The organism is Methylobacterium sp. AC433 (genome assembly GCF_979253015.1).
On the sequence record NZ_CEEDBN010000028.1, the window covers coordinates 1 to 21,229 of the forward strand.

The following is a 21,229-nucleotide window of genomic DNA, read 5'->3' on the forward strand; positions in this document are numbered from 1 at the left end:
CACCGCGTCAGCCATGCGGGCTTTCCCACCGCCTACATGCACGCCCTGGCCCTCGAGGCCGCCGCCGGACCCGCCCCCAGCCCGCGCTCCTACGCCTTCGGCGGCGAGGCCCTCTCGCGCGAGAGCTTCGGGCTCATCGCACGGGCCCTGCGCCCGCGCTTCCTCGTCAACGGCTACGGCCCCACCGAGACGGTGATCTCGCCCCTGGCCTGGAAGACCGACGGACGGGCCGGCGTCGAGGACGCCTACGCGCCGATCGGCCGGGCGGTCGGCCCGCGCCGCGCCCTGATCCTCGACGCCGCCCTGGAGCCGGTGCCGGTGGGGGTGACGGGCGAGCTCTACCTCGCCGGCGATTGCCTGGCGCGGGGCTATCTCGGAAAGCCCGGCCAGACGGCGGCCCGCTTCCTGCCCGACCCCTACGGGGCGCCCGGGGCGCGGCTCTACCGCACGGGGGATCTCGCCCGCTGGCGGGCGGACGGGACGGTGGCGTATCTCGGGCGGGCGGACGCGCAGGTGAAGCTGCGCGGCTTCCGGATCGAGCTCGGCGAGGTCGAGGCGGCCCTGCTCGCCCAGGAGACGGTGGCGGGCGCCGCCGCCGCCCTGCGGGACGGGCCGGCGGGTCCGCGCCTGGTGGGCTACGTGGTGGCGGCCCCCGGGGCGGCGCCGGCGGAGGGACCCTTGCGGGCGGCCCTGGCGCAGCGGCTGCCGGACTACCTGGTGCCGGGCCGGATCGTGGTGCTGGCCGCCCTGCCGCTGACGCCGGGGGGCAAGCTCGACCGGGCGGCCCTGCCGGCGCCCGCCGACCTCCCGGCCGAGGCGGCCCAGGCCCGCCCGCTCACCGGGACCGAGGCCGTGGTCGCGCGCATCTGGGCCGAGGCCCTCGGCCTCACAACCATCCACCCCGATCAAAACTTCTTCGAGGCCGGCGCGCATTCCCTCACGGCCCTGCGGGTGCTGACCGCCCTGGGAAAGGCCTTTCCGGGCCGCGCGCCCACCATCGCGGACCTGTTCAACAACCAGACCGTGGCGACCCTGGCGGCGGCCCTGAGCGCCGACGCGGTCGGCACGGCCCAGGTGGTGCACCTCTCCCGCACCGGGACCCGCCCGATGCTCTACTGCTTCCCCGGCCTGATGGTGAACACCCGCGAATACGCGCCCCTGGTACGCCGCCTCGGGCCGGACCAGCCGGTGACCGGCTTCGTGTGCTACTCGCTCACCGAGGCCCGCAAGAGCGTGGTCTCGGTGGAGGACATCGCCGCGCGCTACGCGGAGACCATCCGGGCGGCGTGCGCGGGCAGGCCCTGCACCCTGCTCGGCTGGTCCTGGGGCGGGGTGCTCGCCTACGAGGCCGCCCGGATGCTGGGCTCGGACGTGGACCTGACCTTCGTCGGCATGCTCGATGTCTGCGACATCGACGTGAACTTCGCGGTCGGCGCCCTGCCGCGTCTGTCGCCGGAGGAGCGCAGCGCCCGGCAGGCGCAAGTCGCCGCCTGGCTCGAGCGCTCGCCCATGCGGGCCGACTGGGAGGACCTGTTCAGGCGCATGGACGAGAGCCTCACGGCACAGTTCCTCGCCTACGTTGCCGCCGCCGGCCCGCTGCCCGCCGACGGGCCGGGCCTCGGCAGCAAGGAATTCGAGCTCTGGACCTTCGTGGACAACACGCTGCTGTACCGGGCATACCGAGCCGCGGCCTTCGACGTCCCGATCCGGGTCTGGCTCGCCGGGGAATCGCTCGCGCGGGGACTCAACCACGTGGATTGGAGCCGCTACTCCCGGAATGTGCTGAGCCGCGACGTCATTCCCGGCGTCACCCACCGGGAAATCGTCGACTCGGCCGACTTCCACGACAGCTTCGCGGGCCGCCTCGACGCGGGCCGCGCCTGAGGAGCGCTCAGGATTCGTCGAAGACCTCCAGGACAGGGCTCGCAGCCACCGAGAAGCCGAGGCGCCGGTAGAGGCGCTCGACCGGGCCTTCGCCAACGCATTGCAGGAACACCGTCCCGGCGCCGGCCTCCGCCGCGCAGCGGAGGGCGGCCCGCGTCGCCTGGGCGCCGAGGCCCCGGCCCTGATGGGACGCGCGGGTGCCGACATTGTACAGGCCCGCCAGAGGGCCGGCCCGGTAGAGCGAAGCGCAGGCCACCGGCACGCCCGCCTCGCTCAGGGTGAGGTGCCGGGTCTCCACACCCGGCACCGCCCGCGCCGCGGCCAGGAGCGGCACGAAGACCGCTTGCGCCACGGCGTTGAACGCGGGCTCCGCGTAGAGATCGCCACAGACCGAGAGGAAGGCGTCGCCGGGGGCGGGGGCCGTCTCCACCGTCAGGTCGATCCCCTCCGGCGGGGCTGGCTGCGACGCGGCAATGTCCCGTACCATCCACCGGGTCGGGTAGCGGGCGAGGCAGGCCGTCGCCGCATCCGGATCGACCGGTGCCTCGCCGTCGAGGGCCAGGCGCGCGGGCCGGCGTCCGTGCCGGCGGGCCATGGCCGCCATCCAGCCGAGATCCCGCGTACCGATCGCCAGATTGAAGCCCGGCTCGGGCAGGGCGGACCAGACGTAGCACCCGCCGTCGGGGGCCGGCTCGACGCCGGCCACGTAGCATCCCGCCTGCATCCGCAGATGCGCGTCGAGCAGCGTCTTGAAGTCCGTTTCGGGCCGAATCTCGGTTCGAACCATGAATTCTGCCTCTCGCGTCGCGTCGTCAGGGGGCATGGGAGCAAGACGACACCCATCCACAGACGGTATCACAGATAGCAACGACGAAAGACTATTGTCCATCAATAGGGTATTTTTGAATTGGAACTCTTCTAATTCTAGATATAATTTTCAAGTTCAAGCTTGAATTCGTCAGCAATATGCCGACATAGCCTCGCTTGTGAAATCGACGATCGTGGATGACGGGGCGCCGGGCGCCGAACTCGCTCCGTTTCCGAAGGATCGTCGCGGCCATCACGATGAGGAAGGCTGTCGATGACACAGACCCGGGTTCCCGTGCCCTCAAAGGGCTCTTCCCCCGCCATCGCCACCCTGCTCGCCGCCCTGGTGCGCGAGCAGGCCACCCTGGTGGACGTCGCCGCCCGCATCCTGCGTGACCGCGCCACCGCGGAGGACGTGGTGCAGGACGTCGTCCTGAAGCTGTGCGAGGCTTCGGCCTGTCCCGAGGTCGCGGCACCGGCGCCGTACCTGCGCCGCATCGTCCGCAACGCCGCGATCGATTGCGCCCGCCGCCACCTGCGCGAGCGCTGCCGCCTGGCACCGGATGCCGAGGCGGATGCCGTGCCGGCGCCCTGCGCCTGCCCGCAGGCGCATATGGAGCGGTGCGAGGCCCTCCGCGCCGTCCTGGCCGCCCTGGCGGAAACGCCCGAGCGCACCCGCCGGGTCTTCCTCGCCCACCGCATCGACGGCGTGCCCCAGAACGTGCTGGCCCGGGAGGCCGGCATCTCGCCGACGCTGGTGAACTTCATGATCCGAGACGGCACCGCCCTGTGCCGGGCCGCGGCGGCGTGAGGCGATCTCGATCGGGTCCGACGCGGAACGGCGCGAGCCTTCGGCAAGGACCTCTACAGACGAGACGAAGAACAGATCGGCCTTCGGGAATGAAGAATACCTGCGCCGATCTAATTGGAACGATTACAAAACCAGCATCTCTGTTGTTTCTGCATCGTCCATCCTTTAGGACTGGCCGACCTGAGACATCGCTCGATCGGCTCGAATTGCACATCCGCGCGTACGGGGAGACCATCCTGTGACATTGCTGGCGGCCGAGGCCCAGGTCCATCTCGCCGATGCCGAGCGGCACGTGGCGCATCTCTGCGAGCATTTCGAGGAGCACGACTTCCTCGTCGAGGCCGCGCCCGGGCGTGTCCGGATCGCCTTCGACATCGGGACCGGCAGCTTGGAGATCGACCGGGATCGCCTCACCCTGCGCGCCGAGGCCGACGACACCACCCGGCTCGCCGCCATCAAGTTCATGCTCGCCCAGCACCTGCAGGAGCTGCCGGGTGCGGCGGACGCCAGGCTGATCTGGACCGGGGACGGCTGCGCCGACGCCACCCTGCCGAGCCTGCGCGAGGTCCGGGTCCGCCGGATCGAGGATCTGACCCCGCACCTGCGCCGCATCACCTTCGGGGGCCAGGATCTCGCGCGCTACGACGCGCCGGACATGCACATCCACCTGCTGATCCCGCCCGAGGGCCAGCCGCCGGTCTGGCCGGTGCCGGGCGCCAACGGGATCCCGGTCTGGCCGGAGGGGCCGTCCGCGCCGGCCCTGCGCACCTACACCGTCCGTCGGGTCGATGCGGCGGCCGGCGAGATCGCGGTGGACTTCGTCCTGCACGATGCGCCCGGTCCGGGAGCGGCCTTCGCCGCGCGGGCCCGCTTCGGCGACGTCGTCGGGTTGCTGGGGCCGGGCGGCCGGGGCGTCGCGCCGGCGGATTGGTACCTGCTGGCCGGCGACGAGACGGCGCTGCCGGCCATCGCCCGCATCCTCGAGCACCTGCCTCCGGATGCCACCGGCGTCGCGGTGATCGAGGTCGGCGAGACGGCCGACGAACTGGCCCTGGCGCATCCGGAGGGAATCGCCCTGCACTGGCTGCACCGGACGGGCGCACCGGCGGGGTCCACGCTCCGGTTGGCCGAGGCCGTGAAGGCGGTTCCGATCCCGCAGGACCGCAGCGTCTTCGCCTGGGCCGGCACCGAGTTCGAGACCTTCAAGACCCTGCGCGCCCATTGGCGCAAGACCTGCGGCCTGCCCCGCGACCGCCACCTCGCGGTGGCCTATTGGCGGCGCGGGCACAGCGAGGACGCGGACGCGTAGGGACCCGCGATGGCCGCCTTCGGCTTCCTCGACGTCGCGCCCCTGCGCGCGAGCCCGGGCTTCCGGCTGCTCTACGCGGCACGGGCCGCCTCCTTCCTGGCCTTCGGGGTGCTCGGCGTCGCCGTCAGCCTGCAGACCTACGCGCTCACGGACTCGTCCCTGCAGGTGGCGCTGCTGAACGCCGCCGTGGCGGGGCCGATGGCCCTGTCGCTGATGGTCGGCGGCTGGCTCGCCGACCGCTTCGACCGGCGCGCCGTGATGGTGTGGTCCCGGACCGCGCACCTGGCCGCGATCCTGATCCTGATGGGCAACGCGGCCCTGGCCGAGCCCGGAATCCTGCCGATCTTCGCGGCCGCCGTGGTGGGCGGGGCGACCTTCGGCTTCGGCATGCCGGCCCTGATGGCCGCGACCCCGGCTCTGGTCGGGCGCGAGCACCTCGCCGGGGCGGCCGCCCTCACCGCCGTGGCGGCGCAGGCCGGCGCCATCGCGGGGCCGTTCCTCGCCGGGGCGATCACGGCGCGGATGGGCCTCGTCGCCTGCTACGGATCGGTGGCGCTGGCCTCCGGCCTGACGCCGATCCTGCTCGCTCGGCTGCCGCGCCTTCCGCCGGCGCGCGCCGTTCCCGGCGGCGACGCACCGTCGGATCGCACGGGCGGCCTCCGGTTCCTCCTGCGCTCGCCCCTGGTTCTCAACCTCCTTCTCATCGACCTCGTCGCCCTGGTCTTCGCGGTGCCCTACGTGCTCCTGCCCGAACTCGCCGCCCGCGCCTTCCGCGGCGACGCCGACAGCCTCGGCCTCCTCTACGCCGCGCCCGCGGTGGGCGCCCTGATCGGCGCCCTCGGCTCCGGCCGTGCCGGGGCGAGTCCCTGGGCGGGGCGCTGGCTGCTCGCCTGCGTGGCGGTCTGGGCCGGAGCCTGCCTCGCCCTCGGCCTCGTCGGCGGCCTCGTCCCGGCCCTTCTCGTCCTCGCCATCCTGGGGGCCGCCGCGAGCCTGGCCGGCATCCTGCGCGCGGCCCTGATCCAGCGCGCCACGCCAGACGCGATGCTCGGCCGGGTCTCGGGCCTCTGGGTGCTGGAGGAGACCCTCGGCCCGGCGCTCGGTGGCATGCAGATGGGCACCAGCGCGCACCTCGCCTCCGCGCGCCTCGCCCTGGTGACGGGCGGAGGGCTCTGCCTCGCGGCGACGGCCGGTTTCGCGGCCCTCGTCCCCAGCCTCCGGCGCGCGAGCCTCGCGCCCGAAAAGCGCCCCGAGACCGGCCATGCCGGGCTGGTTCCGGCCGATGCGCGCTGAGGCCCGTCGCCGGATCGTCCTCGGATGGATCCTCGTCCTCCTCGCCGCGTCGCTGCCGGCGCGGGCGGAACCTCCGGGCCCACGCGTCGCCGCCCTCGATTGGGGCGCGGTGGAACTGCTGCTCGGCCTCGGCGTCGTGCCCGTCGGCGTGACCCAGCCGGAGGGCTACAACCGCACCGTCGTGGCGCCCGCCCTGCCGCCGGGCGTCACCGATCTCGGCCTCGTCGTGGAGCCCAATCTCGAGGTCCTGGCCCGGCTGAAGCCCGACCTCATCCTGGGCAACCCCCTCCAGGTGGCCAGCCAGGGCGACTTCCTCCGACGGATCGCGCCGACCGAGGCGGTCTCGATCTACGCCCAGGCCGGCACGCCCTACGCCCAGGCCCGGGCCGAAACCCGGCGCATCGCCGCGCTGATCGGGCGCGAGGCCACCGCCGAGGCCCTGGAGACGCGCACCGAGGCGCGGCTGGAAACCCTCGCGGCGGAGGCCTGCCCCGGCGACCGGCGACCGGTCTTCCTCGTCTGGATCGTCGATCACCGCAACGTGGTGGTCTACGGCCGCAACAGCCTGTTCCAGACGGTGCTCGACCGGCTCGGCCTCGCCAATGCCTGGACCGGGCCGACCAACGCCTACGGCTTTGCCGCCCTCGGCATCGAGCAGCTCGCCGCAGGTCCGCCAGACGCCCGCATCGTCCATATCGGCCCGATCCGCTCGGATGCCGCCCGCGCCCTGGCGTCGAGCCGGCTTTGGCAGACGCTCCCGGCGGTCCGCGATCACCGGGTCACCGTGCTGCCGCCAGTCTGGTTCTACGGCGGACTGCCGGCGATCGCGCGCTTCGCGGGTCTGATGGCGGACCGGCAGCGGGAGACCTGTCCGCGTGGCTGAGGCGCGGGCCATCGCGGGCGCCCCCGCGCGCCGCTCCTCCGGCACGGCGCTGCTCATCGGGGCCGTGTGCCTCGCGGCCGCGCTCCTCACCCTGCGCAGCCTCACGGCGGACCTGCCCCTGGCGCGGGCCCTGTCCGCCCTGTGGAACCCGGACTGGACCGACATCCACCAGGTCATCCTGCACGAGAGCCTCGCCCCCCGCCTCGCCACCGCCTGGCTCGCCGGCGCGGCGCTCGCCCTGTCCGGGACCGTGCTGCAGCAGGTCCTGCGCAATCCCCTGGCCTCGCCCTCGACCCTCGGGATCTCGGCCGGCGCGCAGCTCGCCCTGGCGCTCGCCTCGCTGTTCGCCCCCGGCCTGTTCGCGGAAGGGCGCGAGGCGGTGGCGCTCGCGGGAGCCGGCCTCGCGGCGCTCGCGGTCTTCGCCCTCGGCCGGAACCGGGGCTTCGCACCCCTCGGGCTGCTACTGGCCGGGCTCGTGGTCGAACTCGCCTGCGGGGCGATCCAGACCCTCCTGGTCATCCTGCACCAGGAGCGCCTGTTCGGGCTGTTCGTCTGGGGTGCCGGGTCGCTAGCCATGAACGACTGGTCGGCCCCGGCCTACCTCGCGCCGCGCCTCGCGGTCGCCGCCGGGCTCGTGGTCCTGATGGTCCGGCCGCTCGCGCTCCTCGACCTCGACGAGACCAACGCGCGCAGCCTCGGGCTCGGCCTCGGGCCGGCCCGCCTCGGCGCCCTGGTGCTCGCGGTGGCGCTCGCCGGCTTCGTCGTGAGCGGCGTCGGCGTGATCGGCTTCGTCGGCTTCGCCGCGCCGATCCTGGTGCGGCTCACCGGCACCCGGCGCCTGCGCGACCGCCTGATCGCCGCGCCCCTGCTCGGGGGTGCCCTGCTCTGGCTGACCGATGCGGTGGTGCTGGCCCTCGGCCCCGTGGTCTCGCTGCCGACCGGCGCCTTCGCGGCGCTCCTCGGCGTGCCGCTGCTGCTCTGGCTGCTGCCGCGCCTGCGCGGGGTCGGAAGTCTGCACCACGCCACCGAGGCGACGGCGCGCGTGCCGAGGCCCTGGCGCCGCATCGCCGCCTGGGGCGCGCTGTTGGCGCTCCTGTCCGTCGGCGCCCTGGTGCTCGGCCGGCAGGAGGGCGGCTGGGTCGTCAGCCTCGGCGACGGCCTCGCCGAGGTGATGCCCTGGCGCTGGCCGCGCATCGTCGCCTCGCTGGCCGCGGGCGCGACCCTGGCGCTGGCCGGCGCCCTGGTCCAGCGCCTCACCGGCAACCCCCTCGCGAGCCCCGAGGTCCTCGGCGTGAGCGCCGGAGCGGCCTTCGGGCTGATCGCCGTCAGCCTGCTCGTCGCCCTGCCGGACCGGGCGATGCTCCTCGGCGCGGGCGGCGCCGGCGCCCTGGTCTCCCTCCTGGCGATCCTGGCGCTCGGCCGGCGGGCCGCCCTCGCACCGGAACAGATGCTGCTCGCCGGCATCGCCCTCACAACTGGCTTCGGCGCGCTCCTCACCATCCTGATGATCAGCGGCGATCCGGCGGTGGTGATGCTGCGGGCCTGGACGGCGGGTTCCACCGCGCGGGTGGCGCCCGACGATGCCGTCGCGGCCCTGGCGCTCCTCGGGATCGGGGCGGCTTGCCTGCCCCTGGTGGTGCGCTGGCTCGACCTGATGCCGCTGGGGGACGCCACCGGGCGGGCCCTCGGCCTGGGTCTGGGGGGAAGCCGCCTCGCCATCCTGACGCTGGCGGCCCTGCTCACGGCGGCCGGAACCCTTGTCGCCGGCCCCCTGAGTTTCGTCGGCCTCGTGGCGCCACAGGTGGCGCGGCTCGCCGGCCTGGCGCGGGCCGCGCCCCATCTCGCGGGCTCCGCCCTCGTCGGCGCATTGATCATGGTGGCGGCGGATTTCGTCGGCCGAATGGCGTTCTTCCCCGACCAGCTTCCGGCCGGCCTCGTCGCGGCCCTCGTGGGAGCGCCTTTCATGATGTGGCTGCTGGCCCGGCGGTAAGTCTTCGAGTTTTTATTTATTCCAAAGTGTAGATGTGCTGAATCAACAACGCCATCTTGAAATATGGCAAGCGACCGCAGCGTCGGCTTGATCAATAGCCTCACCTATGCGCACCTCGTCGTCGCAAGATAAGTTCGCCTGCTTAGAATAACTCCAGAATTCAGTCGGGAGCATTCGGCAAGTGCCCTTTTGACGGATCTCGCCGATCCCGTCTGCGGCATGACGTCAAGATCGGCATCGGAAAGCATTCCCCATGGTCCAGGTCGAGCTCCTTCCCGCCTCCTGCAGGTCCGCGCGTCCCGGTCGCCGGATCGGCGCTGCGGGCGTTTCCGCCCTCGCACTGGCGGCGACGGTGCCGGCCCTGGGGTGCGGCACGGCCCTGGCGCAGGGCGCGGGCGGCACCGCCGCAGTGCAGCTCGAAACCCTGTCGGTGGCCGGTTTGGGGACCGGCATCCCGGCCGGCACCGCGAGCGCGCTGAAGGCGGCCACGTCCTACGTGGTCCCGAATTCGAACACCGGCACCAAGACCGACACCCCCTTGCGCGAGGTGCCCCAGTCGGTCTCGGTGGTGACGCAGAAGCAGATCGAGGACCGCGGCGTCCAGAACCTCGCCGACGCCCTGGGCTACAGCGCCGGCGTGGTCACCTCGCCGCAGGGACAGGACGGGCGGTTCGACCAGCTCATCATCCGGGGCTTCGACCAGACCCAGCGCGGCATCTACAAGGACGGCCTGCGCCTGCCGCAGACCAGCTTCTCGGGCTTTCCCATCGAGCCCTACGGCGTCGAGCGCATCGACGTGCTGCGCGGGCCGAGCTCGGGCCTGTTCGGGCTCAATGATCCGGGCGGCCTCGTCAACTTCATCACCAAGAAGCCCCTCGCGGTTCCCTATCGCGAGATCTTCGGCGGGTATGGCAGCTTCAACCGCAAGCAGTTCGGCTTCGACCTGAGCGGCCCGGTCAACCCCGAGAAGACGATCCTCTACCGCGTGACCGGCCTGCTGCGCGAAGGCGGCACGCAGGTGGATTACACGCCGCTGGACCGGATCTACATCGCCCCCGCGGTCACCTTCGCGCCGTCGGCCGATACGAGCCTGACGCTGCTCGGCAACTATCAGAAGGACCGCACGGGCGACAGCTTCCGGGCCGTTCCGCGCGACTACACCAACGGCAGCAATCCCTACCGGGCGCAGCTGCGCGGCCGCTTCCTCGGAGAGCCGAACTTCTCGCGCTTCCTCGCCGAGCACTTCGAGGGCGGATACCAGTTCTCGCACCGCTTCGACGATTCCTGGACCGTGCGCCAGAACCTGCGCTACGCCCATGCCTCGACGGACTACAACGCCGTCTATGCCACCGACAGCAGCCCGGCGGCGCCCAACATCCTGGGGCGCTCAGCGCAGACCTGGCTGGAGGAGTACGGCGTCTTCACCGTCGACACGCAGCTCCAGAACGATTCCCAGTTCGGCCGGTTCAAGAACACCGCGCTGGTCGGCGTCGACTACAGCAAGGTCAACAACAAGAGCAATCAGTTCGGCGGTCCGACCGCCGCGCTCCTCGGCGCCGGCCCCCTGGTCGGCCCCCTCGACATCCTGAACCCGGTCTACGGCACGGGCGTCGCCACCCTGCCGCAGACGCGGCTCGCGCGCATCGACCAGGAGCAGGTCGGCCTCTACGTCCAGGACCAGGTCAAGTTCGACGACCGCTGGGTGCTCAGCCTCAACGGCCGCTACGACTGGGTGACGACGAAGACGACCGCTATCAACCCACCGATCGACGCCGTGCGCCAGCAGCTCGACGCCTTCGGAATTCCCAACGCGATTCCTGCTGTCTTCGGCGCGAACCAGGATGCCCAGGCCTTCAGCGGCCGGGCCGGCCTGTCGTATCTCTTCGACAACGGCCTGACGCCTTACGTCTCGGCGGCGCGCTCCTTCAATGTGCTGCCGGTCTACGTCCAGCAGAGCACGACCCAGACCATTCCGGGCATTGGCCCGGTCCCGACCTCGTACAACATCCTCCCGCCCAAGCCCGAGCGCGGCGAGACCATCGAGGCCGGCGTGAAGTTCCAGCCGCCGGGTGCCGCGAGCTCGATCCTGTTCTCGGTGTTCGACACCAAGAAGACCAACGCGCTGACCTTCGACCCCACCGACCCGCTGCAGCAGGCGTTCTACCAGGTCGGCGAGGTCTCGGTGAAGGGCTTCGAGACCGAAGCCACCGTGGATCTGCTCAACGGGTTCAAGCTGATCTCCTCGGCGACCGTCCTGAGCGCCGAGGTGACCAAGGACGAGCCCCCCGCCGGCGCGCTGAGCGCGGTCGGGCGGCGCCCGATCCAGGTGCCGAACTTCACCGCCGCCACCTGGGCCGACTACACGGTGCAGGACGGACCCCTGCGCGGCCTCGGCCTCGGCGCCGGCTTCCGCTACGTCGGCGCCAGCTTCGGCGACGCCCAGAACACCATCCGGGTGCCGGATTACTTCCTGGTCGATGCCGCGGTGCGCTACCAGTACGAGAACTGGCGCTTCCAGGTGGCCGCCAACAACCTCCTCGACCGCGTCTTCGTCGGCACCTGCTCGCAGCAGATCGGCTTCGTGGGCTGCAACTACGGCGAAGGCCGCCGCGTCACCGGAACCGTCAGCTATCGGTGGTAGTCTATAATTCCTATTGTTAGGGAAACGATCTGAGGCAGACAATGGTTGGCAAAGGGAGATTTCCCTGTCCGGCCGCTGTAAACTCTAAATCATCAACGCCGAATAGACCGTTGTCCGGCGTTGATCTGAAACAAAAACGGAATATACAACAAATTCAGCTAGATAGTGATCTAGTATGCCCATTCGGGAAATTGCAAACATCGCGTTCGCATAGCCTGAGCGATCTATCTGAGACATGATCCGCCCCAATGCGTGATGTGCGCATACCTAGATTTTTCGAACCCGTAGAGTGACTTGATTTGGTTGACGTAAACTGAGCTCTTCCGTTGTTCGAAAGCCTCTAGGTGTATGATCCCGCGGTGTGGTGGTACGGTTGATCATCATGCTGCGAGGGATGCGCTATGGGCCAGGTTCTCCATGGAAGCGCCACCACGACGGAGGCAGTCCGTCGCGCGATCCAGCTACGTGAAGAGAGTGTAAGGGCACTGGCCCGGCGCAACGGCGGCGTTCGAGGGCAAAGACGATCGTCAGGACTTGAGGTGCCGAAACATGTTGGCGCGCGCCTCGTCGTCCATCTCGGGCTTGAAGGAGAAGCGATCCTTGAGGGCAACCGCACGAGCGGCGGCCGGGCGGGCCGCGATCTCGTCGTGGTGGCGCTTGAGGTGGGGCAGCTCCGCCCAGGCGGTCTCGCCGAGGACGAAGGGGATCATCCGGGCCCATCCCCAGGCGCTCATGTCCGCGATGGTGTAGGTATCGCCTACGAGATTGCGGCGCTGCGCGAGGTGTGCGTTCAGAACGTCGTAGTGACGGCGCGCCTCGAAGCTGTAGCGCGCCTGGGCATAGGGCACCTGTTCCGGGGCGAAGTGCCGGAAATGGACCGCTTGCCCGGAGAACGGCCCGACGCCCGTCGCGACGAACATCAGCCAGGACAGGAGCGGAGCCCGGTCGCCGCCCAAGTGCGGCAGGAATCGTCCGGTCTTTTCGGCGAGGTAGAGCAGGATGGCATTGCTGTCGAAGATCACGTCCGCGTCGTCGACCAGAACCGGCACCTTGCCGTTCGGATTGAGGGCCAGGAAATTCGGCGCGAACTGGTCGCCCTTGCGGGTGTCGATCGGGATGGGCTCGTAGGGCAGTCCGAGCTCCTCCAGCAGCAGCGCGACCTTCGTCGGGTTCGGAGAGCCGTTGAAGAAGAATTTCAGCATTTCAACACCTCATGCCGTTCCGGGAGTCGGCGGCCGCCAAACCGCTCGGTGACACCCGTATAGCGGCGGTCCACATGACATCGATCGCCGGACATCGGGCAGTTCACGTTCAAACTCACTACAGCCCAGAAAACCAGTTGTAGCCCTGATCTTCCCAGTATCCACCCGGGTAATCGTTCGTCACCGTGATGGCCATGATGTGCTTAGGGTTCTTGAACCCGAGCTTTGTCGGGATGCGCAGCTTGACCGGAAAACCATATTTCGGTGGCAGGGGCGCGCCAGCGTAATCGAGAGCTAGGATGGTCTGGGGGTGAAGCGCGCTCGGCATGTCGATGCTCGTCCAATAATCGTCGCCACAGGCGAAGCGGACGTAGCGCGCGGTCGTGTCGGCCCCAATGCGTTCGAGGAAGGTCCGGAACGGGACGCCCGACCATTGTCCGATGGCGCTCCAACCCTCGACGCAAACGTGGCGGGTGACCTGCGCTTCCTGCGGCAGGGTTCTCAGCCGGTCGAGTGTCCACGGCGCCTTGTCGGAGACGAGACCGGCGAGTTCGAGTTTCCAGGTCGAACCGTCGATCACCCGGATCTTGCTCGCCGGGTAATAGGCGTTGAAGGGGAAGTCCGGGGTGATCTGCGAGACATCGAAGGTCGGGGCCAGACGCGTGCCTCCGAAGAGCGCGCCCTGGACGCGATCGTTCAGCCGCGAGATCCCACCGAGGATGCTTTCCACCTGCGGATTGTCGGAGATGTCGCAACCGCCGAGCGCTAGGCTCCCCGCCGCGACGAGGCCGCCGCGGAGGAACAGGCGTCGGTCGGCCCGGACGAGGGGCGTCCCGGGGATCGTAAGATCCGGACGCGGACGGGGGAGGAAGCGATCGAGGGTCTTCATGGCTTCACCACTCGGTTGCGGCGGAGATGGATCTCCCGGCCGATGATCATCGTCGGCAGGGTTTTGGGAACCAGGAGCACGAGGGCGAGATGGACCGCCACGAAGCCGGCGATGCCGGCCATGGCGAGGAAATGGACGATCCGGGCCGTATCGTAACCGCCCATGAGGGCCGTCAGAGGCGCGAACTGGACCGGCTTCCAGATCGCGAGACCGGAGAGCACGATGACGATTCCGATGAGCAGCACCGCCACGTAGAGGAGGCGCTGAACGGCGTTGTAGATGCCCGGGTCGTGGGGGAGCCGGAACCTCAGGGCCGCGATGAAGTCATGTCCGATCTCACGCGGCCGCAGGGGTGTGAGGCGCCGGCGCAGGTGGCCCGAGACCAGACCATAGGTCAGGTAGACGAGGCCGTTGGCGACGAGGAGCCACATCGCCGCAAAGTGCCATTGCAGGGCCCCGCCGAGCCAGCCACCCAGTGTGACCGATTTCGGGAACGCCCAATCGCCGAAGATCGGCGAGGCGTTGTAGATGCGCCATCCGCTGGTGATCATGATCAGCATGGCCAGGGCGTTCACCCAATGGGTGATCCGAACGACCAGGGTATGGATCGGGCGCTCGGCCCGCGGCGAAGGGGGATGCATCGGGACCGTCCTGAAGGATTGCTGGCTTGCGGAGCCCTTGCGGAGCATCGGGCTCCGAGGAGCGGGATCGCGTCAGGCGGGGTCGTTCCCGACGAGGGCCGGAGCCGGCGCGCTGAATTCGGGAAAGAAGCGCTTCAGGTCACGTACCTTCGCGGCATCGTTGGCGACGATGTACGGATGGGCGGGATGCAGGGCCATGAAGTCCTGGTGATAGGCCTCGGCCGGGTAGAACGCGGCGCCGGGCTCGATCCGGGTTGCGACCGGCGCGCCGTAGCCTCCGGAGGCGTCGAGTTGCGCGATGTAGGCGCGGGCGACGCTGGCCTGCTCGGCATTCGCCGGGAACAGCGCTGAGCGATATTGTGGGCCACGATCCGGCCCCTGCCGATCGACCTGCGTCGGATCGAGGGCGACGGAGAAGAAGACCCGGAGCAACGTGTCGTAGGAGACCACGCGGGAATCGTAGGTCACCCGGACCGCCTCGGCGTGTCGTGTACGCCCGCTGGCGACGGCCTGGTAGTTCGCGCTCGCTCCGTCCCCGCCGGCATAGCCCGAAACCGCCCGGGTGACGCCACGGACGTTCTGGAACACCCCCTGCACGCCCCAGAAGCATCCACCGGCGAACACCGCGCTCTGAAGCCGAGCGGGTTCACGCGCCGGGGTCGCGGCGGCCGGCAGACGCCGGCTCGCTTCCTCGGCGCCGGCTCGTTCGATCGTCATCGAGAGACCGAGGCCGAGCAGGGCCAGGACACCGCCGACTGAAGCCCCCTTCAGGCGCGAGCGATACGGGGGAACGGTCGCGGGCTTAAGGGTCTGGGACATGGGGGTGGTCCTTTGCGGGACGGAAGAGACGCAATCGGTCAGGCGGGCTCGAAGCGCATCGCTACGCCGTTCATGCAGTAGCGAAGTCCCGTGGGGGCCGGTCCGTCGGCGAAGACGTGGCCGAGATGGCCGCCGCAGCGACGGCAATGCACCTCCGTCCGGCTCATCCCCAGGCTGGAATCCGTCGTCGTCCCCACGGCCTCCGCGAGGGGGGCGGTGAAGCTCGGCCAGCCGGTCCCGCTCTCGAACTTCGCGCTGGAGGCAAAGAGCGGCTGGTCGCAACCGGCGCAGACGAAGCGACCGACGCGCTTCTCGGCGTTGAGTGGGCTTGAGCCGGCGCGTTCGGTGCCGTGGCGGCGCAGAACCGCGTAGCCGGCGGATCCGAGTTGCGCCCGCCAAGCGGCCTCGCTCTTCGCGACGGCGAAGGTTTCTGCCGCTGCGGGGCCGCCGACCAGGGGCCATCCGGCGGCGCGAAGGAATGTCAGGATGCCGAGTGCTGAGACGCCGGCGGTGAGGATCTGTCTACGGTCCATGGTGCCGAGTTCCTTGATACTGGGCTCCTTCCGGAGGCTCTAATCAGTCATTCGCCTCGCGGATCGAGCCGGTTACAGGCCGGTCTCGCGGCCCGGCGGTTCTGTCGAGGAGCCGCCCACCGAAGAGACCGTTCAGTCCGACGACGATGAGGACGGCGACGAGGTGAACCAGCAGGTCCGTCGCGGTGGCGTCGTGCGGATGAAACGGCACCAGCAAGGCCGCGGCCGCCGCGGCTGCGGCGAGGCCCCCCAGGGCCGCCGTGAGATTGGGGCGAAGCGGACAGGCCCGCCGCAGCATCAGCACCAGCAGGACGGACAGCGGCAACGAGACTCCCATCAGGAACACGAAGCAGCCTCGCATCTCATCCGGCTCGGCGAGATTTGCAGCCGGCGCGAGCCAACCGCGAAGGCAGCCGAGGCCACTGGCACCGAGCCAGATCACGAGCGGTGGGAGCGGGAGCCATGACCAAGCCGCACTTCGGCCAGGCACGCTGCTCTGGAAGGCGGCAAGGGCCGCCCCGATGGCCGTGAGGACCGCGCCGAGGGCCGCCCAGTGTAAATCCGGCACGACGAGGCGCGCCCGCAATCCCGAAAGGTCGGACATCGGCACGAGGAGGAGACCCACCGTGAGCACTGCACCGGACCAGACGAGGGTCCGGCGCCCAGGGCTCGGGAGCCGGCGGATCGGCTTGAGTGATTGGGCCAGATCCTCGACGAGGTCGTGTGTGGCCGGGACGTGGGTGGCCGGATCAGGCATCCGTGCCCTCCTTACGAGATGAGAGAGAGACGCGGAGGGCCTTGAGACCGCGATGGAAGTTGACCTTGAGCGCACCCTTGGTCCGCCCGGTGAGCGTCGATGACTCATCGAGGGACAGTTCCCGCAGGGCGATGAGCTCGATCGCCTCCCGCTGTCCTTCAGGAAGATGTGCGACCGCCGCAGCAAGGACCGCTGCACGCTCGCGACGCTCCAGGTCGTCACCTGGCCCAGGGCCGTCGTCGGCAAGCGCCTCATAGGCGAGCGGCTCGTGCACTTCCTGCGGACGACGCCCCTTGCGGCGCAACGCGTCTATGGCCCGCCGCTGTGTAATGGCGCGCAACCACGGCAAGAACGGCCGGGCCGGATCGTAGGTTGCCCGTGCCCGATGGATGGTGAGCAGCGTGTCCTGCACCACGTCGTCGAGCGCTGCTCCCTGGACCCCCTTGGCCCGTGCCATCGCGGAGATCACCGGCACGCAGTCGCGCAGGAGCGCTCGGTAAGCGCCAGCATCGCCGATCTGAGCCGCCTGCATCGCTGAGGACAGGGATGCCTCGCCGGACAAGGCCGCTGGTCGAACAGGCATGGGAGCAGGCATTCCGGACGCCGCGGGGGCAGCCGGGAGGAAACCCGGCATGAGGAACGGGCGGCCCGGAAGGCCGACCCGCACCATCCGCTTGAGGCCGAACTTACTTCTTCATCGAGTCCTTGGCCATGCCGTCCTTGGCCATGCCATCCTTGGCCATGCCGTCCTTGGCCATGCCGTCCTTGGCCATGGAATCCTTGGCCATGGAATCCTTGCTCATCCCGTCCTTCTTCATCCCGTCCTTGGCCATGGAGTCTTTCGCCATGCTGTCCTTGGACATGGAATCGACGGCATAAGCCGGCGCTCCGGAGACGGCGGTGGCGAGGACGAGAGCAGCGGCGACGCGGAAGAGAGTGCTCATGTGAGGTGATCCTTCTGGACTGTACCGAAGATCTTGGCGGTACTGAAATGTCTTTCGGATGAGTGTCGACGACGGTTACAGATCAGGGCGAAATTTCCGTCGTCGTCTTGTCTGGGCTCTGGCGTGCTGCCCGCCCGATGGCGGCACGCATCGTTGCCGGCGTCAACAATTCCGGCAGGGCCTCTCCGCGCGGCAGGCCGGGTCCGTACACGGCCACGAGTGGGATCCCGAAGCGCTGGAAGCGGCGCAGGAAGGCGAGGATGGCCGGGTCGGCCTGTGTCCAATCCGCCCGCATCGCGACCGCATCGGGCAATGACAGGCGAGCGCGGTTCTCTGCGCGATCGAGGGTGGTGACGTCGTTGATCCGGCAGGTCAGGCACCAGGACGCCGTCACGTCGACGACGACGACCTTGCCCTCCGCCACCAGGGCCGGGATCGCCTCGGGTGCAAAGGCGCGCCAGGGCCCCTCTTCCATCCGAGCTTCCGGGGTGGTTCCGTAGCCGGACGGCCACACCGTGACGGGGATGAGCGCAAGGACGAGGACCGCCGTGACCAAGCTTCGGCGGGGATCGGGAACGCGCCCCCGACGGCTCAGGGCGAGCCAACCGAGGAGAAGGCCCAGGATACCCGCCATACCCATCGCTCGAGGAATGCCGACCACCTCGGCGAAGACCGTCAGGAGCCAGGCGGCCGTTCCGAGGAGAAGAAGGCCGAACCCGCTCCGAACCCGGATCATCCAGGGGCCGGGTCGCGGCAGAAGGCGCGTCCATCCAGGTCTCAGCGCAAGAAGCACGAAGGGGAGCGCCATTCCGAGGCCGAGCGCCGCGAAGACCATCAGGATCTCGAAACGCCCCCGGGTCAGCGCAAAGGCCACCGCGCTTCCGACGAACGGTGCCGAGCAGGGGGTAGCCAACAGGGTGGCGAAGGCGCCGGTGAGAAAGGCCTCCGACAGGTGGCCGGACCCGCGCAGGGAACCGAGCACAGCCAGCGGACGTGGCAGCCCGATGGTGACCCAGTCGAACAAGCTCGCGGCGAACAGCGCCGTGAGCAGAGCCATGCCGGCGAGAAACCACGGCGCCTGGAACTGGATGCCCCAGCCGACGCTCGCCCCCGACGCTTTCAGGGCAATCAGCAGCACGGCGATGAAGAGGAAGGACGCGAGGATGCCCGCCGCCGTGGCGAACAGTTCGACCCGGACGCTCCCCTGGTCCGCTCCGGCTGCCCGCGTCAGCGTGAAGGCCTTCAGGGACAGGACCGGCAAGACGCAGGGCATCGCATTGAGGACGAGACCTCCGAGCAGGGCCGTCGCCAGGATGGCAAGCCACTCATTCCAGCCGGGACCGGCCAAGGGCGGAACCGCGAATTCGGTGCTGCGCGCACCGTCGACCAGAGTAACGCGGAGAGCGGTCTCCGCGACGTCCGGCGGCAGCCTCAGGGCGAGCCGGGCCGCATGGCCACCGTTGGACAGCGCGATCGTGGGGGAACCGGTCACGGCGCCATTCGGCCCCTCGACGAACAGGTCCGGCGCGACGAAGGATCCGCGTTCGCTGGTCATCTGTAGGATCAGCCGCCGCTCGTGCGATGGTCCCTCGCGGGCCTGCTCGACGAGGGCGAAGCCCGCAGCCCCCGGCGGGCCGGGAACGCGCGCGCGCGCGGCATCGATCAGTCCCGCCTCCGCCGAGGGGCGATCCGGTCCCGCCGGCAGCGCGAGTTCGAGGGTCGCGCGATGGGGCACGCAGACCTCACCGCAGACCGCGTGCACGAGGCGCAGGCGCAGATGCGCGGTCCCATCGCCGCGCCGTGCGAACCGGAGGGGCAGGACAATGCCGGACTCGTAAACGAATGTCTGGAGGTCGCCGACGGGGAGGCGTCGCGGTGCGGGCCAGGCGGTGGATTCGAGCACGAGCCCGTCCGATCCGCTCCAGTCGAATGTAGGGGCCAAGCCGGCATCGCCTGGGCTGCGCCACGCCCCGTGCCAGCCCTCACCGAACCGAAACTCGAGGCCCGCACCGACAGGCGATCCGTTGTCCACGGTGTCCGTAGCCGTCACGAGCCGCACCGCCGCCCTGGCGTCCCCGATCCACGCGGTGGACGCCGCCCGCGCCGGGAAAGCTCCAAGAAGGAAAAGGGCGAGGCACGCGAGCAGGCTTCGTCGGACGGGAGCGATCCGGACCATCCTCAGGCGCTCGCGCGGAGCAGGCGCCGGCCGAACCCGGCCCCGGCTCCCACGAGCAGCGCCACCGCGAGCGCGTGCAGGGCGAGGTCGTTCAGCGCCATGGCGAAGGGATGGAACAGGCCGAGGATCGATGCCGCGACGGAGGCCGCCGCGAGACCCGCGAGGCCGCCGCTTAAGGATGGACGGAGAGCATAGCCGCCCTTCAGGATCGCGGCGAGGAGCAGCGCGAAGGGAACGCCGAGGCCCAGGATGAAGGCGACACAGGCACAGGCTTCCGATAGGGAAATCGGCGCTCCGTGCTCCGCACCTGTGCCGGAGACACTCGCCCCGATCCAGAGCGCGAGGCTCGGCGCGGGGAGAAGGGCCCAGCGCGCATCACGGTCGGGCAGCGTCGCGAGGATCGCGGCAGCGGCCGCCGTGACGGCGGTGGCGATTGATCCGACGGCTGCCAGAACGAGGTCCGGCTCGGCAGCATGGCGGGAAAGTGCCCCCTTCAGGTCGGCGACCGCCGCGAGACCGGCGCCTGGAAGAGCGACGACCACCACCCAACCGAGAATCCGCCGGAGCGGTGAGCCCAAGGGTCGTTCCGGGATGAGCCCGCGGGCCAGCCTGTCGATCAGGCGCGTATGCGGCGAGCCAGCGGGCATCGGCGCCTCGTCCCGAAGGGCCATGTCTCAAGCCCCTGGCGAGAGGCGTGCGGCACCGAGGATGCGGCCGTCCGATTGCTGCACGATCACGGCGGCATCCTGCCCGGCCGGTAACGCCTCGCTGAACTGGAGGGGCTCGCCCGACCAGGTGCCGAGACTGCGCAGTGAACGCACGACATTGGCCTGCACGAGGGTGCGTCCGCTGTTCTCGCCCCGGGCCACGGGGGTGCGCAGGAACCGGTCGAATCCGACGAGGAATACCCGGGCGCTGCCCTTGCCGGACCCGACCGTCACGGCGATGCGGCCGTTCCGGCGCGCGACGGCGACCTCGGTTTCGGCGCCCATCTCGGTCCTGGCCGCCGCGACGGCTGAACCAGCCTCCGCACGGCGCGATCCGACCACGCTCCTGCGGCCGTCGATCACGAGCTGCGGCGTGAAATTTCCCTCGCCGAGATGCCCCGCATAGGTCGCCTGCCGCTCGGTCGCGCCCGCGAAGGAGGCGGTGTCCTTCCAGCCGAGATCGTCCCAGTAGGTGACGTGGAATCCCAGTGCCAGAAGGTCGTCGCGACCGGCCAACTCACCGAGCAGCGCTTCCGCCGGCGGGCAGGACGAGCACCCTTGCGACGTGAACAGTTCCACCACCACGGGCCGGGCCAGCGCGGGCTCGGACACGAGCATGACCGACGTCAGGGCGAGGAGAAGTGACGTGAGGCGGGACGACATGGCGTACTCCGTGACGAGGCGTGATATCCGTCATTCGTCGCGGGCGACGCCCAGTTACAGTCTATCAGCGGCTCTGTACGGTTCACCGGGCTCGGCTCGCCGAAGTCCTGATGTCAAAGAACCGCAACGCTGTTCTCGAAGACGCATTTGAGCGAAGCTGACCGAATCGCGTCCGGGCGGCGGATCTCCGTACTGCTGCGCGCGACACGCGGGTGGGAATTCCGATTTCCACGTAACCGTGACGGGCCGGTCGGCGAAACTTGGTCAGGGCCGCACACTCGCC

19 protein-coding genes and 1 pseudogene are annotated in these 21,229 nt (G+C 70.0%); 8 read left to right on the forward strand and 12 right to left on the reverse strand.

Annotated elements, in window-relative coordinates:
* Positions 1-1,884, forward strand: a 1,884-nt coding sequence (locus AC0IWM_RS22940) for an AMP-binding protein (protein WP_471758874.1), incomplete at its 5' end; no start/stop codon positions are given.
* 7 nt (positions 1,885-1,891) lie between these two features.
* Here the strand turns inward: AC0IWM_RS22940 and AC0IWM_RS22945 are convergent.
* A complete protein-coding gene (locus AC0IWM_RS22945; protein ID WP_471758876.1) occupies positions 1,892-2,671 on the reverse strand; it encodes a GNAT family N-acetyltransferase in 780 nt (259 codons plus the stop codon).
* A gap of 294 nt (positions 2,672-2,965) precedes the next feature.
* Between AC0IWM_RS22945 and AC0IWM_RS22950 the strand changes: the two genes are divergently transcribed.
* The 7 genes and pseudogenes from AC0IWM_RS22950 to AC0IWM_RS22980 form a co-directional block, all read left to right on the forward strand.
* A complete protein-coding gene (locus AC0IWM_RS22950; protein WP_471758878.1) occupies positions 2,966-3,502 on the forward strand; it encodes a sigma-70 family RNA polymerase sigma factor in 537 nt (178 codons plus the stop codon).
* A gap of 238 nt (positions 3,503-3,740) precedes the next feature.
* Positions 3,741-4,811 (forward strand): DUF2218 domain-containing protein, encoded by a 1,071-nt coding sequence (locus AC0IWM_RS22955; protein ID WP_471758880.1) that lies wholly within the window; start codon positions 3,741-3,743, stop codon positions 4,809-4,811.
* Positions 4,812-4,820: 9 nt separating this feature from the next.
* Entirely contained in the window at positions 4,821-6,101 is a 1,281-nt protein-coding gene (locus tag AC0IWM_RS22960; RefSeq protein WP_471758882.1) for an MFS transporter, read from the forward strand.
* Entirely contained in the window at positions 6,091-6,984 is an 894-nt protein-coding gene (locus tag AC0IWM_RS22965; protein WP_471758884.1) for an ABC transporter substrate-binding protein, read from the forward strand. The genes AC0IWM_RS22960 and AC0IWM_RS22965 overlap by 11 nt, the downstream gene beginning before the upstream one ends.
* A complete protein-coding gene (fhuB, locus tag AC0IWM_RS22970; protein ID WP_471758886.1) occupies positions 6,977-8,974 on the forward strand; it encodes a Fe(3+)-hydroxamate ABC transporter permease FhuB in 1,998 nt (665 codons plus the stop codon). Before AC0IWM_RS22965 ends, fhuB begins: the two co-directional genes overlap by 8 nt.
* A gap of 253 nt (positions 8,975-9,227) precedes the next feature.
* On the forward strand, positions 9,228-11,615 hold the full coding sequence (locus AC0IWM_RS22975; RefSeq protein WP_471758888.1) for a TonB-dependent siderophore receptor: 2,388 nt from the start codon (positions 9,228-9,230) through the stop codon (positions 11,613-11,615).
* A gap of 401 nt (positions 11,616-12,016) precedes the next feature.
* Positions 12,017-12,113: pseudogene (locus AC0IWM_RS22980) on the forward strand (IS481 family transposase); the annotation flags it as partial.
* Between the two features lie 29 nt (positions 12,114-12,142).
* On the opposite strand, the gene AC0IWM_RS22985 reads toward AC0IWM_RS22980, so the two are convergent.
* The 11 genes from AC0IWM_RS22985 to AC0IWM_RS23035 form a co-directional block, all read right to left on the reverse strand.
* Positions 12,143-12,817 (reverse strand): glutathione S-transferase family protein, encoded by a 675-nt coding sequence (locus AC0IWM_RS22985; RefSeq protein ID WP_471758890.1) that lies wholly within the window; start codon positions 12,815-12,817, stop codon positions 12,143-12,145.
* Between the two features lie 118 nt (positions 12,818-12,935).
* Positions 12,936-13,706: a molybdopterin-dependent oxidoreductase gene (locus AC0IWM_RS22990; protein WP_471758892.1), complete on the reverse strand. Its 771-nt coding sequence runs from the start codon at positions 13,704-13,706 to the stop codon at positions 12,936-12,938.
* A complete protein-coding gene (locus AC0IWM_RS22995; protein WP_471758894.1) occupies positions 13,703-14,347 on the reverse strand; it encodes a cytochrome b/b6 domain-containing protein in 645 nt (214 codons plus the stop codon). The genes AC0IWM_RS22990 and AC0IWM_RS22995 overlap by 4 nt, the downstream gene beginning before the upstream one ends.
* A gap of 72 nt (positions 14,348-14,419) precedes the next feature.
* Positions 14,420-15,166: a peptide-methionine (S)-S-oxide reductase MsrA gene (gene msrA / locus AC0IWM_RS23000; RefSeq protein WP_471758896.1), complete on the reverse strand. Its 747-nt coding sequence runs from the start codon at positions 15,164-15,166 to the stop codon at positions 14,420-14,422.
* 38 nt (positions 15,167-15,204) lie between these two features.
* Positions 15,205-15,699, reverse strand: coding sequence for a peptide-methionine (R)-S-oxide reductase MsrB (gene msrB, locus AC0IWM_RS23005; RefSeq protein ID WP_471758898.1), 495 nt, complete (start codon positions 15,697-15,699; stop codon positions 15,205-15,207).
* A gap of 43 nt (positions 15,700-15,742) precedes the next feature.
* The gene (locus tag AC0IWM_RS23010; RefSeq protein WP_471758900.1) at positions 15,743-16,456 is read right to left on the reverse strand and encodes an NrsF family protein; all 714 of its coding nucleotides are present in this window, start codon (positions 16,454-16,456) and stop codon (positions 15,743-15,745) included.
* Positions 16,449-17,039, reverse strand: a complete 591-nt coding sequence (locus tag AC0IWM_RS23015) for a sigma-70 family RNA polymerase sigma factor (protein ID WP_471758902.1) — start codon at positions 17,037-17,039, stop codon at positions 16,449-16,451. The genes AC0IWM_RS23010 and AC0IWM_RS23015 overlap by 8 nt, the downstream gene beginning before the upstream one ends.
* Positions 17,040-17,142: 103 nt before the next feature.
* Entirely contained in the window at positions 17,143-17,400 is a 258-nt protein-coding gene (locus tag AC0IWM_RS23020) for a pentapeptide MXKDX repeat protein (protein WP_471758904.1), read from the reverse strand.
* A gap of 82 nt (positions 17,401-17,482) precedes the next feature.
* Complete coding sequence (locus AC0IWM_RS23025) at positions 17,483-19,576, reverse strand: protein-disulfide reductase DsbD family protein (RefSeq protein ID WP_471758906.1); 2,094 nt, start codon at positions 19,574-19,576, stop codon at positions 17,483-17,485.
* Between the two features lie 2 nt (positions 19,577-19,578).
* Positions 19,579-20,247 (reverse strand): NrsF family protein, encoded by a 669-nt coding sequence (locus tag AC0IWM_RS23030; RefSeq protein WP_471758908.1) that lies wholly within the window; start codon positions 20,245-20,247, stop codon positions 19,579-19,581.
* A gap of 3 nt (positions 20,248-20,250) precedes the next feature.
* Positions 20,251-20,946 (reverse strand): DUF1223 domain-containing protein, encoded by a 696-nt coding sequence (locus tag AC0IWM_RS23035; RefSeq protein ID WP_471758910.1) that lies wholly within the window; start codon positions 20,944-20,946, stop codon positions 20,251-20,253.
* Between the last annotated feature and the right edge of the window lie 283 nt (positions 20,947-21,229).